General features: G+C 41.1%; 14 protein-coding genes. 2 read left to right on the top strand and 12 right to left on the bottom strand.

Annotated features, from left to right (window positions below):
• Positions 1–1,469: glutamine-hydrolyzing GMP synthase (gene guaA, locus GMD5S_RS0204190; protein ID WP_016893681.1), on the top strand; the 1,469-nt coding region annotated here is incomplete at its 5' end.
• 73 nt (positions 1,470–1,542) lie between these two features.
• Here the strand turns inward: guaA and ffh are convergent.
• The 4 genes from ffh to GMD5S_RS0204170 form a co-directional block, all read right to left on the bottom strand.
• Positions 1,543–3,114 (bottom strand): signal recognition particle protein, encoded by a 1,572-nt coding sequence (gene ffh / locus GMD5S_RS0204185; RefSeq protein WP_000863609.1) that lies wholly within the window; start codon positions 3,112–3,114, stop codon positions 1,543–1,545.
• 11 nt (positions 3,115–3,125) lie between these two features.
• On the bottom strand, positions 3,126–3,458 hold the full coding sequence (locus GMD5S_RS0204180; protein ID WP_000402066.1) for a putative DNA-binding protein: 333 nt from the start codon (positions 3,456–3,458) through the stop codon (positions 3,126–3,128).
• A gap of 144 nt (positions 3,459–3,602) precedes the next feature.
• Positions 3,603–4,799 (bottom strand): elongation factor Tu, encoded by a 1,197-nt coding sequence (gene tuf, locus GMD5S_RS0204175; RefSeq protein WP_001040720.1) that lies wholly within the window; start codon positions 4,797–4,799, stop codon positions 3,603–3,605.
• A 235-nt stretch (positions 4,800–5,034) separates the two neighbouring features.
• The gene (locus GMD5S_RS0204170; protein WP_000489830.1) at positions 5,035–6,144 is read right to left on the bottom strand and encodes an AI-2E family transporter; all 1,110 of its coding nucleotides are present in this window, start codon (positions 6,142–6,144) and stop codon (positions 5,035–5,037) included.
• 104 nt (positions 6,145–6,248) lie between these two features.
• Here GMD5S_RS0204170 and pbp3 point away from each other — a divergent pair, with 104 nt between their 5' ends.
• Complete coding sequence (pbp3, locus tag GMD5S_RS0204165) at positions 6,249–7,490, top strand: D-alanyl-D-alanine carboxypeptidase PBP3 (protein WP_000720634.1); 1,242 nt, start codon at positions 6,249–6,251, stop codon at positions 7,488–7,490.
• A 29-nt stretch (positions 7,491–7,519) separates the two neighbouring features.
• Here pbp3 and sdbB read toward each other — a convergent pair whose 3' ends face one another.
• The 8 genes from sdbB to pfkA all read right to left on the bottom strand — a co-directional run bounded on the left by sdbB (position 7,520) and on the right by pfkA (position 15,623).
• Positions 7,520–8,065 (bottom strand): thiol-disulfide oxidoreductase-associated lipoprotein SdbB, encoded by a 546-nt coding sequence (gene sdbB / locus GMD5S_RS0204160; protein ID WP_000755585.1) that lies wholly within the window; start codon positions 8,063–8,065, stop codon positions 7,520–7,522.
• A gap of 11 nt (positions 8,066–8,076) precedes the next feature.
• On the bottom strand, positions 8,077–8,784 hold the full coding sequence (ccdA2, locus tag GMD5S_RS0204155; RefSeq protein ID WP_000443809.1) for a thiol-disulfide oxidoreductase-associated membrane protein CcdA2: 708 nt from the start codon (positions 8,782–8,784) through the stop codon (positions 8,077–8,079).
• A gap of 127 nt (positions 8,785–8,911) precedes the next feature.
• On the bottom strand, positions 8,912–9,772 hold the full coding sequence (locus GMD5S_RS0204150; RefSeq protein WP_000631561.1) for a methionyl aminopeptidase: 861 nt from the start codon (positions 9,770–9,772) through the stop codon (positions 8,912–8,914).
• A 15-nt stretch (positions 9,773–9,787) separates the two neighbouring features.
• Entirely contained in the window at positions 9,788–11,065 is a 1,278-nt protein-coding gene (spxR, locus tag GMD5S_RS0204145; protein WP_000033809.1) for a CBS-HotDog domain-containing transcription factor SpxR, read from the bottom strand.
• On the bottom strand, positions 11,058–11,609 hold the full coding sequence (locus tag GMD5S_RS0204140; protein ID WP_001028742.1) for a GNAT family N-acetyltransferase: 552 nt from the start codon (positions 11,607–11,609) through the stop codon (positions 11,058–11,060). Before GMD5S_RS0204140 ends, spxR begins: the two co-directional genes overlap by 8 nt.
• Before the next feature lie 15 nt (positions 11,610–11,624).
• Positions 11,625–12,884, bottom strand: coding sequence for a UDP-N-acetylglucosamine 1-carboxyvinyltransferase (locus GMD5S_RS0204135; protein WP_001227106.1), 1,260 nt, complete (start codon positions 12,882–12,884; stop codon positions 11,625–11,627).
• Positions 12,885–13,044: 160 nt separating this feature from the next.
• Positions 13,045–14,550, bottom strand: coding sequence for a pyruvate kinase (pyk, locus tag GMD5S_RS0204130; protein ID WP_001042815.1), 1,506 nt, complete (start codon positions 14,548–14,550; stop codon positions 13,045–13,047).
• Positions 14,551–14,615: 65 nt separating this feature from the next.
• Positions 14,616–15,623 carry a 6-phosphofructokinase gene (pfkA, locus tag GMD5S_RS0204125; protein ID WP_000820872.1) on the bottom strand — a complete coding sequence of 336 codons (1,008 nt, stop codon included), beginning with the start codon at positions 15,621–15,623 and terminating at the stop codon, positions 14,616–14,618.
• Positions 15,624–15,637: the final 14 nt, after the last annotated feature.

The following is a 15,637-nucleotide window of genomic DNA, read 5'->3' as shown; positions in this document are numbered from 1 at the left end:
GTGAAATCGGTGTTTTTTCAGAGCTAAAAAGCCATAAAATCTCAGCCGCAGAGGTTCGTGCGATTAACCCTGTAGGGATCATCCTCTCTGGTGGACCAAACTCTGTTTATGAAGAGGATTCATTTGATATTGATCCAGAAATTTTTGAACTGGGCATTCCAATTTTGGGAATCTGCTATGGTATGCAACTTCTTACTCACAAACTTGGAGGAAAGGTTGTCCCTGCAGGTGATGCTGGTAATCGCGAGTATGGCCAATCACCACTTACTCACACTCCTTCTGCCCTCTTTGAAGGTACACCAGAAGAACAAATTGTTTTGATGAGCCACGGTGATGCGGTTACAGAGATTCCAGCTGATTTTGTTCGTACTGGAACATCTGCTGACTGTCCTTATGCAGCTATTGAAAACCCTGACAAGCACATCTATGGTATCCAATTCCACCCAGAAGTTCGCCATTCTGTATACGGGAATGATATCCTTCGCAACTTTGCCCTTAACATCTGTAAAGCTAAGGGTGACTGGTCAATGGACAACTTCATCGATATGCAGATCAAGAAAATCCGTGAAACTGTAGGTGACAAGCGTGTTCTTCTAGGTCTATCAGGTGGTGTTGACTCTTCTGTTGTTGGAGTTCTTCTTCAAAAAGCGATTGGTGATCAATTAATCTGTATCTTTGTAGACCACGGTCTTCTCCGTAAAGGGGAAGCAGACCAAGTTATGGACATGCTTGGTGGTAAGTTTGGGTTGAATATCGTCAAAACAGACGCTGCAAAACGCTTCCTTGACAAACTTGCAGGTGTTTCTGACCCTGAACAAAAACGTAAAATCATCGGTAATGAGTTTGTTTATGTATTTGATGACGAAGCAAGCAAGCTCAAAGATGTGAAATTCCTTGCTCAAGGAACACTATACACTGATGTGATTGAGTCTGGAACTGATACTGCTCAAACCATCAAATCACACCACAACGTGGGTGGTCTTCCAGAAGACATGCAGTTTGAACTGATTGAACCATTGAACACTCTTTATAAAGACGAAGTCCGTGCCCTCGGTACAGAGCTTGGTATGCCAGACCACATCGTATGGCGCCAACCATTCCCAGGACCAGGACTTGCTATCCGTGTCATGGGTGAAATCACTGAAGAAAAACTAGAAACTGTTCGTGAGTCTGATGCTATCCTTCGCGAAGAAATCGCTAAAGCTGGTCTTGACCGCGATATCTGGCAATACTTTACTGTCAACACAGGCGTTCGTTCAGTCGGTGTTATGGGTGACGGTCGTACTTATGACTACACCATCGCCATTCGTGCCATTACTTCTATCGATGGTATGACAGCTGACTTTGCCAAGATTCCTTGGGAAGTCCTTCAAAAAATCTCTGTACGTATCGTAAATGAAGTGGATCACGTTAACCGTATCGTCTACGACATTACAAGTAAACCACCTGCAACTGTTGAGTGGGAATAAACCAATCAAACACAAAAGAACTCTGAATCGGATTCAGAGTTCTTTTTAAGGTAAGCACTTCTGCTTTCCTTTTTTATTTGCGTTTTTTCTTCGCTTTTTTCATTTTGTTGGCCATGCGTTTCATAGACTGTTTCATGGCAAATTCACCGATTTTACCTTTAAGTCCACCACCGAACATCTGGCTCATATCTGGCATGCCTGCTCCTCCGAGACCTGACATATCCGGCATGCCACCTTGTCCCATCATGCCTTCAAGGGCAGACATATCCATCCCTCCCATATTTGGCATATTTTTTGGAAGGTTATTGGGATTGATGCCCATCTGCTTCATCATCTTGTTCATATCCCCAGACATGACACCTTGCATGAGCTGTTTAGCCTGATTAAAGTCCTTGATAAATTTATTGACTTCGACAAAGGTATTTCCAGAACCAGCAGCAATACGGCGGCGACGACTTGGATTTAACAAATCAGGATTTTCACGCTCCTCAGGTGTCATGGAAGACACAATGGCACGTTTGCGCGCAATCTGGCGCTCATCCACCTTCATATTTTGAAGGGCTGGATTGTTAGCCATACCTGGAATCATCTTGAGTAAGTCTTCCATTGGCCCCATATTTTGCACCTGATCCAATTGATCAATGAAATCATTGAAATCAAATGTGTTTTCACGCATCTTCTCAGCCATTTCAAGGGCTTTTTGCTCATCGTATTCTTGAGAAGCTTTCTCAATCAGGGTCAGCATATCTCCCATACCAAGGATACGGCTTGACATACGATCTGGGTGGAAGGTTTCGATATCTGTAATCTTTTCACCCGTACCAGTGAACTTGATAGGTTTACCAGTGATGTGGCGAACAGACAAGGCTGCACCACCACGAGTATCCCCATCAATCTTGGTAAGGATAACCCCAGTCACTTCCAACTGAGCATTAAACTCACGGGCGACATTGGCCGCTTCCTGACCGATCATGGCATCAATGACAAGGAGGATTTCGTTTGGTTGAGCCAGTGCTTTAACATCACGAAGCTCATTCATGAGAAGTTCATCGATTTGTAAACGCCCTGCCGTATCGATCAAGACATAGTCGTTGTGATTGGCTTGCGCTTGCTCCAAACCTTGACGGACAATCTCAACAGCTGGTACTTCTGTTCCAAGAGCAAAGACTGGAACATCAATCTGCTGTCCAAGTGTTTTCAACTGGTCGATGGCGGCTGGGCGGTAAATATCCGCAGCAATCATCAAAGGACGTGCATTTTCTTCCTTCTTGAGTTTATTAGCCAGCTTACCAGCAAATGTTGTTTTACCAGCTCCCTGCAACCCGACCATCATGATAATGGTTGGAATTTTTGGTGACTTGATAATCTCAGCCGTGTCGGAACCTAAAACGGCTGTCAGTTCCTCATCCACGATTTTGATAATCTGTTGGGCAGGATTGAGGGTATCAATGACCTCGTGTCCGACTGCACGTTCACGAACCTTCTTGATAAAGTCCTTTACAACAGGCAAGGCAACGTCGGCTTCAAGCAAGGCCAAACGAATCTCTTTGGTTGCTTCTTGGACATCCGCCTCAGATATTTTTCCTTTTTTACGTAAATTTTTAAAGACGTTCTGTAAACGTTCTGTTAAACTTTCAAATGCCATTTTTCTTCCTCTTATTCTCTATTATCAATACTTGTTAAAATTTCTATCTGCTCCTGCAGAAAGTCATCCTTGGGATAACGCTCCAAAATCTGGTCAAAAATCTGACTGCGGACAATGTAGTCCGAATACATGTGCAGTTTCATCTCATAATCTTCTAGAATCTTTTCTGTCCGCTTGATATTGTCATAAACAGCTTGACGACTGACACCGAACTCTTCAGCAATCTCAGCAAGACTATAATCATCAGCATAATAGAGTTCAATATAGTTCATCTGCTTGTCTGTCAAAAGCGCCGCATAAAATTCAAAAAGGGCGTTCATACGATTGGTTTTTTCGATTTCCATAACTTTTATTATACCAAAAAAACGATTATACTGCTAGAGTAGAAGCACTTCAAATAGAGTAAGAAGAAGAAAAAAAGAACCTTGCAAGGCAAGATTCTTTTAGTGTCTGACTTAAATAATTGTTCTTCTGGGAACTTAATCGAATTAAGCTTCGATTTCTGTAACCATACCTGAACCAACAGTACGTCCACCCTCACGGATAGAGAATGTAGTACCTTGTTCTACGGCGATTGGGTGGATCAACTCAACGTCGATAGTCACGTTATCACCAGGCATTACCATTTCAGTACCTGCAGGAAGTTCGATTGAACCTGTAACGTCAGTAGTACGGAAGTAGAATTGTGGACGGTAGTTGTTGAAGAATGGAGTGTGACGTCCACCTTCTTCTTTAGTAAGGATGTAGACTTCACCTTTAAATTTAGTGTGTGGGTTGATTGAACCTGGTTTAGCGATAACTTGTCCACGTTCGATTTCGTCACGTTGAACACCACGAAGAAGGACACCTACGTTATCTCCAGCAAGACCTTCGTCAAGTTGTTTACGGAACATTTCAACACCAGTAACAACTGCTTTTTGAGTTTCTTCTTTGATACCAACGATTTCGATTTCGTCGTTGACACGAACAGTACCACGGTCGATACGTCCTGAAGCAACTGTACCACGTCCAGTGATTGAGAATACGTCCTCGACTGGAAGAAGCAATGGTTTTTCAGTGTCACGTTCTGGTTCTGGGATGTACTCATCAACAGTGTTCATCAATTCCATGATGATGTCTTCGTATTTAGAGTCACCTTCAAGAGCTTTAAGAGCTGAACCTTGGATAACTGGAAGATCGTCACCTGGGAAGTCGTATTCTGACAAGAGGTCACGGATTTCCATTTCAACCAATTCAAGCAATTCTTCGTCGTCTACCAAGTCAATTTTGTTCATGAAGACGATAAGGTGTTTAACACCAACCTGACGTGAAAGAAGGATGTGCTCACGAGTTTGTGGCATTGGTCCGTCAGTTGAAGCTACTACAAGGATAGCTCCGTCCATTTGAGCGGCACCAGTGATCATGTTTTTAACGTAGTCCGCGTGTCCTGGAGCGTCGATGTGAGCGTAGTGACGTTTTTCAGTTTCGTACTCAACGTGCGCAGTGTTGATAGTGATACCGCGTTCGCGTTCTTCTGGAGCAGCATCGATAGACGCATAGTCTTTAGGTTGGTTAACTGCTGAAGGCAAGCGACGTGCCAATACAGTTGTGATAGCTGCAGTCAAAGTAGTTTTACCGTGGTCAACGTGTCCGATAGTACCAATGTTAACGTGTGGTTTACTACGATCGTATTTTTCTTTTGCCATTTGAGTAAAAGCCTCCAATAAAATATATTTTATAGATAGACAGTAGGCAATACAGTCTAACTTTCCTTACTATTTTATCAAATTTCTGCTAAATTGCAAGTGTTTTACACATATTTTGTGAATTAATCTAAATCTTATCAAATCCTGTTCTTCTGCTTCTTTATGGCAATATGAATTCAAACTTATTTTGTTTGGAAGATAGTACTTTCAACAAAAAAATCAGGTCTCCCTGATTTTAATTTGATTCTGTTTTTTCCAGTTCCTTAGCTTCTTTATGGTTTTCATATAATTTCGCTAGGAACTTAGTAATTTCTTTAAAAATAGAATAAGTAGGCACTGCTACGACCATCCCTATGACACCGTAGATATTACTTGACAGTAAAAGGAGCACCAAGATCGTAATCGGATGCACTTTCATAACCCCTCCAACGATACGTGGATAGAGAACATTTCCATCAATCTGCTGAATAATAAGCATATAAGCAACCGCAATCAACATACGATGAGGATCTGTAAACACATTGGCAATCACCATTGGAATTAAACCAATACTTGGACCAACATAAGGAATTAAATTTGCGATTCCAGAGAAAATAGCAAAAACTAGGGCGTACTTTAATCCGATAACGCTATAGCCAATATAGGCTAAACATCCAATAATAACCGCATCAATCGCAATTCCACTGATATAGCGCGCTATGGTTGTATTGAGATTGGTTAAAAGGCTAGAAAGATTCAATTTGTCATGCTTTAAGACGGTACGTTCCAACATTGGTAGCAACTTATGACCATCCAACAAGAAATAAATCAAGAATACAGGGGTCATAATGAGAATAAGAACTGTACTAAACAAGGCTGAAAGAACGCTTCCTAAACTGTTGCTGACGCTATTAAGGATATTCTGGAGGATATCCACATAGGAGAGATTAAGTTGTTGAATTGTTTGTTGAATATCAATATTTTGGAAGACTGGATTCATGGACAAATCGATGATCAAATCTTGTAGTCTACTATAGATGTTTTGACTAGAAATAATCAAGCTGGTCAACTGATTAATCAAAATCGGCAAGAGATAAACGACCCCTACAACGATAGCACCAATCAAGGCACAAAGAGTGACCAAGACACCAATTAGACGATTGATCTTACATCTCTTTTCTAAGAAAGTAACGACTGGATTTGTAATGTAGTAAAAAAATCCACCAAGCAAAAATGGAATCATGATGGTATTCACAACTGTCACGAAGGGAGTAATGATGGCTCCCATTTCTCTCCAAAGATAGAAAATCAGTGTTAATAATAAAATTTCAGCTGTCCAAAAAAATAATTTGTTTCTGCGGAACATAGGTATCCTCCTTCTCTCTATTTTACCATATTTCTGAAAAAGATAAGATGGCTTTAGTAAAAAAACGAGAATATTTTTTTTCTTTATGATAAAATAAAGCTAATATGAAAAAAATAATTTTATCTTTTATGACACTTTTAGTTCTTGGAACAGCTTCTACTGTTTCTGCTCAGGAGTTTGATGTTGCTGCTAAACATGCTATTGCTGTCGAGGCTACAACTGGAAAAATCCTCTATGAAAAAGATGCAAATCAGCCTGTAGAAATTGCTTCTATTACAAAACTGGTTACAGTTTATTTGGTCTATGAAGCTCTGGAACAAGGAACTATCAGCCTATCTACACCTGTTGATATTTCGGACTATCCTTACAAACTTACAACTAATTCTGAGGCGAGTAACGTCCCTATGGAAGCTCGAAATTATACTGTTGAACAACTATTAGAGGCTACAATGGTATCCAGTGCAAACAGCGCTGCCATTGCACTAGCAGAAAAGATTGCTGGTTCTGAGAAAGACTTCGTAGACAAGATGAGGGCTAAACTTCTTGAATGGGGAATTCAAGATGCAACTATTGTAAACACAACTGGTTTAAATAATGAGACACTTGGCGATAATATCTATCCTGGTTCTAAAAAAGACGATGAAAACAAGTTGAGTGCCTACGATGTTGCAATCGTCGCTCGTAACCTCATCCGAGATTATCCTCAAGTTTTGGAAATCACAAAAAAACCAACTTCTACCTTTGCAGGACTTGAAATCCACTCAACCAACTATATGTTGGAGGGAATGCCTGCCTATCGTGGTGGTATTGATGGACTAAAGACAGGTACTACTGATAAAGCTGGTGCTTCATTCGTGGGAACAACTGTTGAGAAAGGGATGCGTATTATTACGGTTGTTTTGAATGCAGATCAACAAGATACCAACCCTTATGCACGTTTTACTGCTACTTCAGCACTTTTAGATTATATTTCTGCAAACTTTGCCTTAAAAACTGTCGTTCAGAAAGGTGAAGCTTACAACGATAGTAAAGTAACAGTTCTGGATGGTAAAGAAGATAATGTGACAGCTGTCGCTAAGTCAGACATTTCCATCGTCCAACGCATCGGAAGCGGTACTACACCAACTCTCCAATTCACACCGAAATCAACATCAGAAATGGCTCCATTGGAAGAAGGCAAGGTTGTTGGTACTCTGACCTATGATGATCAGGATTTGGTCGGCCAGGGCTATCTCACTTCCGACAAACCATCTTTTGAAATGGTTTCTGAAAAGAAAGTAGAAAAAGCCTTCTTTTTGAAGGTTTGGTGGAATCAATTTATCCGCTTTATCAATGAAAAACTATAAAAAAATCGCGAATAATCGCGATTTTTTCTTTATTTCATTTCTTTAAAAGCCGCTTCTGCATCAGCGTTGCTAATAGCACCAAATTGGATTTTTCCGATTTTACCTTGACTGTCAATCAAGTATTCCGTTGGAATACTACGAATTTGGTAGGCTTGGAAGGTAGTTGCTTGCGTATCATATAGAACTGGAATATCCTTGTAGCCTTGTTCTTGGTACCATTTTGGAAAGTCTTGAACTGTTTTTTCACCTTGTAGACCTGGTGCAATGACACTCAAGATTTCAAAGTCTCGATCTTGTTTGGCAGCTAATTCCATTAACTCAGGCATGCTTTTTTTACATGGTCCACACCAAGAAGCCCAGAATTTTAAATAGATCTTTTTCCCTTTATAGTCTGATAACTTGACTTCTTTGCCATCCATAGACTGCAAGGTAAAGTCTGGCGCATCCTTACCGACTGCGATTTGTTGTACAGCAGGTTGTTTGGGACTGCTTTTCTGTTTGGTTTCTTTTTCACCACAAGCAATCAACAAAAATAGAGACATGAGGCTCAATCCAGCAAAAATAACTTTTTTCATTTTTTCTCCTTTTATCCAAGAATTCCTGACAAGGCATTTAACTGCCCTAGCATTAATAATAATCCCATCAAAATAATCAAAGCTCCCCCGATTTTCTTTAGTAAAATCATATGGGGTTTTAATTTACTAAAATAGGGCATAATCCAGCCCGAAGCCAAGGCCAAAACAATGAAAGGAAGGGCCATTCCCAATGTGTATACTAATGTTAACACGGCTCCTTGCCAAGCACCATTGCCACCGGAAGCTGCTAGGGCCAAGACCGAACTTAAGACTGGTCCGATACAAGGGGTCCAACCAAAACTAAAGGTTATCCCAAGTAAAAAGGCTGACAGATAGTGATTCGACTTTGATTGTTTGAAGGTGACTGTCTTTTGAATCTCCAGTTTATTGAAATGCAAGATTTCCATCTGGTGAAACCCTAAAAGAATAATGACTATTCCCATAGCATAACGAAACCAGTCTGCATAGAGCATGTGCCCTAGGAATCCAGCTCCAAATCCCAAAATAAAGAAAATGAGGGAGATTCCTGCAATAAAGCACAAGGTTCGAATTAAACCAGACCATGCAACGTCTCTTCCAAAAAAGCGAAAGCTTTTCGAATTTCCCTGATCATCCAGTAAAATACCAGCATAGACAGGTAGCAAAGGAAAGATGCAGGGTGAAAAGAAGGACAGGATACCTGCTAAAAAAACGGATACTAGAAATATAATCGACTCCAACGAATTACCTACTTTCTCAAAATTCTAATCCTATTTTACTACAAAAGGATAAATTTGTAAGAAGTCTGCTACGCTTATTTATTTTGACTAAAGTTGACACAAAAAAAGGAGCTAAGCTCCCTTTATTTTAATACGTTCCTTCTTCACCTTGACTAGTCAAGATAACAGGACCGTCTTTGGTAATCACAAACTGGTGTTCATATTGGCAAGACAGGCCGCCATCTATAGTCTTATGAGCCCAGCCAGTCTTCATATCTGTATCAATTTCCCAGTCACCAGTATTGATCATGGGTTCAATAGTTAGTACCATTCCTTCACGGAGACGGAGTCCACGCCCTGCAATACCGTAGTTAGGAACCATTGGCTCCTCGTGCATAGTTGGACCAACACCATGACCAACCAAATCACGAACGACACCGTAACCGCGACTTTCAGCGTATTCTTGAATGGCTGCACCGATATCACCGATACGATTGCCAACAACTGCTTGCTCAATCCCTTTATACATAGCTTCCTTGGTCACGTCCATCAGGTTTTTCACTTCTTCAGACGGTGTACCAACCGCATAAGCCCAACATGAGTCAGCTAAACCACCAGTATAACTTTGGGTGTATTTTTTCATTTGCTCAACATTGTTGAAGTTGAGTTTAGATACATTGAGGTCGGATTTGGCAATCGGACCACCCAATACCATGTCAACCTTGAGCAAATCGCCCTCTTTCAAGATGTAATGACGTGGAAAAGCGTGAGCTACTTCGTCGTTGAGAGAGCAACAAGTGGCATAGGGGTAATCCATGACTGCACCATCCACACCAATCTGTAAAGGAAGGAAATTCTCCTCTTTACAACGTCGTCGAACGTACTCTTCAACTTCCCACATATCCACGCCTGGCTTAATCAAATCACGTAAGCCGATATGGATACTTGCTAGGAAATCACCAGCCTTGTCCATGGCTTCGATTTCACGTGCTGATTTTAAAGTTATCATTTTTTCTCCTAGATTCTAATTAATTTTAACCGTAACATTTGCTTTTGAAACAATCTGATGACCATGATAAATATCATAATCAATAATAGCTGAGCGTCTCGTGTGGTGAATAATACGAGCCTGAATCCGCAAAGTATCATCTATCTGCACAGCCTGCAAGAAATAAATCAACATCTGCTCAATGATGAGATTACGTCCGCTATTGACAACGAGATCTTGGGTCATATGGTTGAGGATTTCAGCCAAGACTCCATTAGCAAGGACACCATTTTTCTCCAACATGAAGGGCTCAACAGTAATAACGACTTCATCATGATGATAAGAGAGTTTTTGCCCGATTTGCTCTGAGAAGGTCGGCAAAGCAGAAACTTGGGAACGGCTCATCTTTTCCATGACATCTCGTCGTGTTACGACACCGAGCAAGGTTTGGTTACTTCTGACAACGGGAACCATCTCAAAATCTTCTGCAATCATTCGTTGACTGACATTGGCAATATTAGTCGCTAAGCCTGTTACGAAGATGCTCCGCGTCATCACCTTGTCAATCGTTGTGCTGGGTGACTTATCTCCCGCATCACGCATGGTAACAACCCCAACAACCACTTGGTGTTGGTTAATAACTGGGAAACGGCTACTTCTGTTCTTACGGACCAAGTCTAGATAGTCTTTGACTGTATCCGTTTCTCTCAAAAAACCATACTCATGACTGGGACGATAGAGCTTTTCGACTGTCAGAATATCGGTTTTGATTTGAACATTTGAGAGGGCTTTGTTAATCATGGTCGCTACTGTAAAAGTGTCATGTTTACTCCTCAGAACTGGAATCCCTTTTTTATTAGCCAACTCAAGAACATCATCTTGGACATGAAAACCACCTGTTACAAGGACTGCATTTTCATTTTCCAAGGCTAAAAGTTGAATACGAGTACGGTCACCTACAATCAAAAGACCGCCATCATGGAGATAAGACAGGATATTTTGCTCTGTCATAGCCCCAATGGAGAATTTGCTAAACTCTCTCTCCAACCCTTCCTGACCAGCTAAAACTTCAGATGAGGTGACTTCAGCAATTTCAGCATAGGTTAGCCTCTCAATAGCCACTTTTTGGGACTTGACCCGTATGGTTCCACTACGTGGCCGAGTTTCAACAATGCCACGATTTTCAGCTTCTTTGATAGCTCGGTAGGCTGTTCCGTCACTAACACCTAGGTGATTGGAAATACTGCGAACACTAACTCTCTTCCCAATTGGCAACTCTTCCAGATAGGACAAAATTTCCTGGTGTTTACTCATTGAATTCTCCTTTTATGTATCGAAATTCAAGATAGTCCCTCATTTTTCGTGTATAGCGATCGCTCCCCTTAAACTGTCGGACGAGGCTAAAGCCCGATTTTAAGGCTACTTTTTGGCTAGCTTGATTCTCCAGATGAGTGATGATGGATAATTGTTTTAAACCAAATTCTTCAAAAGAAAGGTGACAGAGTTTGCTAACAGCCTCTGTCATAAAACCTTGCGACCAAGCATCTTTTTTTAAGAAATAACCAATTTCTGCTTCTTTTTTGATTTCATCGATTTTTTCAAATTTAATGGAGCCAATCATTTCCTGATTTCCTTGGAGACAAATTGCCCAAACACCTAGAGGAGCCTTCATAAAATAGTTAGCAAGTGCGTACTGACTTTCTTCCAAACTTGCTTGACTGGGAAAAATAAACTGCAAATTCTCAGGGTTTGAAGCAATCTCGAAAAACGCTTGACTGTCACTAAAAAAGAAAGGACGCAAATACAAGCGCTCCGTTTCAAAAAAAGAAAACATTGCTAATTTGGTCCAAATATTCATAATCACCTCAACGGCTTAGTCTTCAACGAGTGTAATATCCGCTCCAAGACTACGCAATTTTTCAATAATATCTGAGTAGCCACGAAGGATAAACTCAATATTCGTAATTTCAGTCTGGCCCTGAGCCATCAAACCAGCGATGACAAGTGCAGCACCAGCTCGCAAGTCTGTAGCTTTTACACTTGCCCCGTGTAACTTACGACCACCGTTGTAAATAATGTGATCGTTTGTAGTCGTAATATCCGCATCCATTTTTGCTAACTCAAAGACATGATTAACACGTTTCTCATAAATCGTATCAATAATAGTTCCACGACCTTGGGCAGTTAGTAAAAGTGGCGTGATAGGCTGTTGCAAATCGGTTGCGAACCCTGGATAGGGAGCTGTTTTGATATTGATGGCCTTCAAATCAGACTGTTCTTCAACGAAGATACTGTCTTCTGAGACCGTCATACGAACGCCCATTTCCTCTAGTTTGGCGATAAAGCCTTCTAAATGTTCATAGAGAACGTTGTTAATGCGAATTCCTTTTCCTACCGCCGCAGCAAGTGAAATATAGGTTCCAGCTTCGATACGGTCTGGAATAACCTGATGACGCGTTCCATGAAGTTTCTCGACACCATCAATAATGATAATATCAGTTCCTGCACCACGAATATGGGCCCCCATGTTGTTCAAAAGGGTAGCAACATCGATAATTTCCGGTTCACGAGCCGCATTTTCAATGACAGTACGCCCCTTAGCTTTAACCGCAGCAATCATCGTGTTAATCGTTGCTCCAACGCTGACGGTATCCATGTAAATACTTGCGCCATGAAGCCCCTTACCTTGGGCAGATAAATTCATATTATCTCCCTCATAGCTGACCTTAGCACCCATGGCTTCAAAGGCTTTTAAGTGAAGGTCAATCGGACGAGGTCCCAGATCACATCCACCAGGAAGTCCAACTGTAGCTTCACCAAAGCGACCTAAAAGACTTCCGTAGAAATAATAAGAAGCACGCAAGCTATTAATCTTGCCATAAGGCATAGGAATGTTTTGAACACCTCTTGGATCAATCTCCAAGACATCATCATAACGCTTAACAGTCGCCCCCATAATCTCCATAATTTCGACAAGACTAGCAACGTCTGAAATATCTGGAACACAATCTAAAGTGACAATATCATCTGATAAGATAATAGCTGGAATAAGCGCTACAACACTATTTTTAGCACCACTAATGGTGATCTCACCTTGCAATGGACGTCCACCATTGATGACAATTTTTCTCATGTTTTACTCTTTCAAAATTTACTAAAAAGGTCTTTTCGTTCTATTATACCATAATTTTCAGTTTTTTCCCATTCCTATTTACTAAATACCATCTCATTTTGATAAAAAAAGACCTATCACTCAAGCTTTTCAGCCTGAAATGATAGGTTTTTGTGTTAGATTAGCGTACAGTGCGGATGCGCATTGTGTTTGTACGAACAGCTTCGCCAAGTGGTACACCTGCAACGATAACAATATCATCACCAGATTCTACCAAACCTTGCTCAACTGCAATTCTTTCAGCGAGATCAAACATATCATCAGTGTTTGATGGGCGATCAGTGGTTACTGGAATAACTCCCCAGTTAAGCATCAAACCACGCTCAGTCAATTCATCGAAAGTGATTGCCAAGATATCAGCATCTGGACGGTATTTAGAAATCAAACGAGCAGTGTGACCTGTCTTAGTAAGAGTAACCACCAACTTGATATTCATAGAATTTGTCGCATCCTTAACAGCTGAAGCCATAACCTCAGTCTTAGAATTACGTGACAAGTTAACAGATGACAAGCGACCGTATTCTTTTAAAAGAGTTTGAGCATTCTTGTCAATTGTTGCCATTGTACGAACAGACTCAAGTGGATATTTACCATTTGCAGACTCACCTGAAAGCATTGTAGCGTCGGTTCCGTCGATAACAGCGTTAAACACATCTGATACTTCTGAACGCGTTGCACGTGGTTTTTCAGTCATAGTTTCAAGCATGTTTGTTGCTGTGATAGCGACTTTACCAGCTGCATTTACTTTTGTAATAATCATTTTTTGGTAAACTGGAACCATTTCGAATGGTACTTCAATACCCATGTCACCACGGGCGATCATGATACCGTCAGCAGCTTCAATGATTTCATCCAAGTTGTCAATACCTTGTTGGTTTTCGATTTTCGCAAACAATTGAACGTGACCATTACCAGTTTCTTCACAGATTGCACGAACTTCGTTAACGTCTTTCGCAGTACGTACAAATGAAATCGCGATGAAGTTGATACCTTGTTCCAAACCGAAACGGATATCATCGTTATCACGTTCAGCAAGAGCTGGGAAAGGAATTTTAGTGTTAGGGATGTTTACACCTTTTTGTTTAGCGATAATTCCGTCGTTTTCAACTTCAACTTCAAACTCACGAGTTGCATCGTCTTTTGCAACAACGCGAAGACCCAATTTACCATCGTCAACCAATACTTGACGACCAACTTCAACATCATCGTAGATATCAAGAGCACCAGCAACGTTCAAAGCAATCACTTCACGAGTTGATTTGATTCCTTGTTTAGTTGCAACACGGATTTTTTCACCAGTTTTGTAAGAGTACTCTTTTGCGTCACCTTCAAACAATTCTGTACGGATTTCAGGTCCTTTAGTATCAAGAAGGAAACCAACTTTTTTACCTGCAAGTTTTTCGGCAAGTTTAACAGTTGCCATACGCTCACCTTGTTCTTGGTGGTCACCGTGTGAGAAGTTGAAACGGAAAGTGTTTGCTCCTGCTTCAATCAGTTTAGCAATGTTTTTAGCTGAAGCTTCAACATCAAGTTTTTCACCCCAGTATCCGTCTTCACCGAATTTTTTACCACCACGGATTTCAACCGCAGGACCTAAAGTTGCAACGATTTTTACACGTTTGTTCATGATTTTGTGACTCCTTTATATAATTCGACCTTTTATGGTCATGTTACCAAATTAATGAAAGTTGATTAGGACAAGCTCTTGTTCAAAGCAGAAAGTTCAAGATCAGCTTTATGAGGGTTGTTAACAATAATCTTACCTTCTGCAGTTAAGCTAAACAAAGCTCCTTCTTCTGCTGTACCAAGAATTGGATTTTCAACCATTTTTTCGTTACGGATACCAACAGCGACACCACCGATTCCTTGTTTAAGGAGTTTAACAGCGTGTGCCCCCATGCGTGATGCCAATACACGGTCACGCGCAGTTGGTGATCCACCACGTTGGATGTGACCAAGTTCTGTGACACGAAGATCACTTGTGTCTCCTGCTTCTTTCAGCTTTTGACCAAATTCAGCCGCTGACATGACACCTTCAGCTAAGACGATGATATTATGTTTTTTACCGCATTCATAACCAGCTTTGATACTAGCTACGATATCTTCCATCTTGAAGCCTTCTTCAGGGATAATGATTTCATCAGCACCAGTTGCAATACCTGCCCAAAGAGCGATATCACCTGCGTTACGTCCCATTACTTCAACGACGAAAGTACGACGGTGACTTGATGATGTATCACGAATCTTATCGATTGCATCCATAGCAGTTGTTACTGCTGTGTCAAATCCGATTGTAAAGTCAGTACCTACGATATCGTTATCGATTGTTCCAGGAAGTCCAATAGCAGGGAATCCATGCTCAGTTAAGCGCATAGCACCATGATAAGAACCGTCACCACCGATAACTACGACACCTTCGATACCGTGTTTTTTCAATTGCTCAATCCCTTTAAGTTGGCCTTCAAGTTTCGCAAACTCAGGGTAACGAGCAGAGTGAAGGAAAGTACCACCACGTGAAATGATGTCTCCTACTGAAGCAGCATCAAGTGGATAAATTTCACCAGCAACCATACCAGCGTATCCATCGTAGATACCAAAAACTTCCATTCCTTCTGAGATTGCTTGACGAACTACCGCACGGATGGCAGCATTCATACCAGGGGCGTCTCCACCACTGGTCAAAACAGCAATACGTTTCATTTGGTTATGCTCCT

The sequence above is a fragment of the Streptococcus sp. GMD5S genome, assembly GCF_000298715.2.
Lineage (GTDB): Bacteria > Bacillota > Bacilli > Lactobacillales > Streptococcaceae > Streptococcus.
The sequence above is the reverse complement of the archived record's forward strand: the minus strand, read 5'-3'. Positions and strand labels throughout refer to the sequence as shown.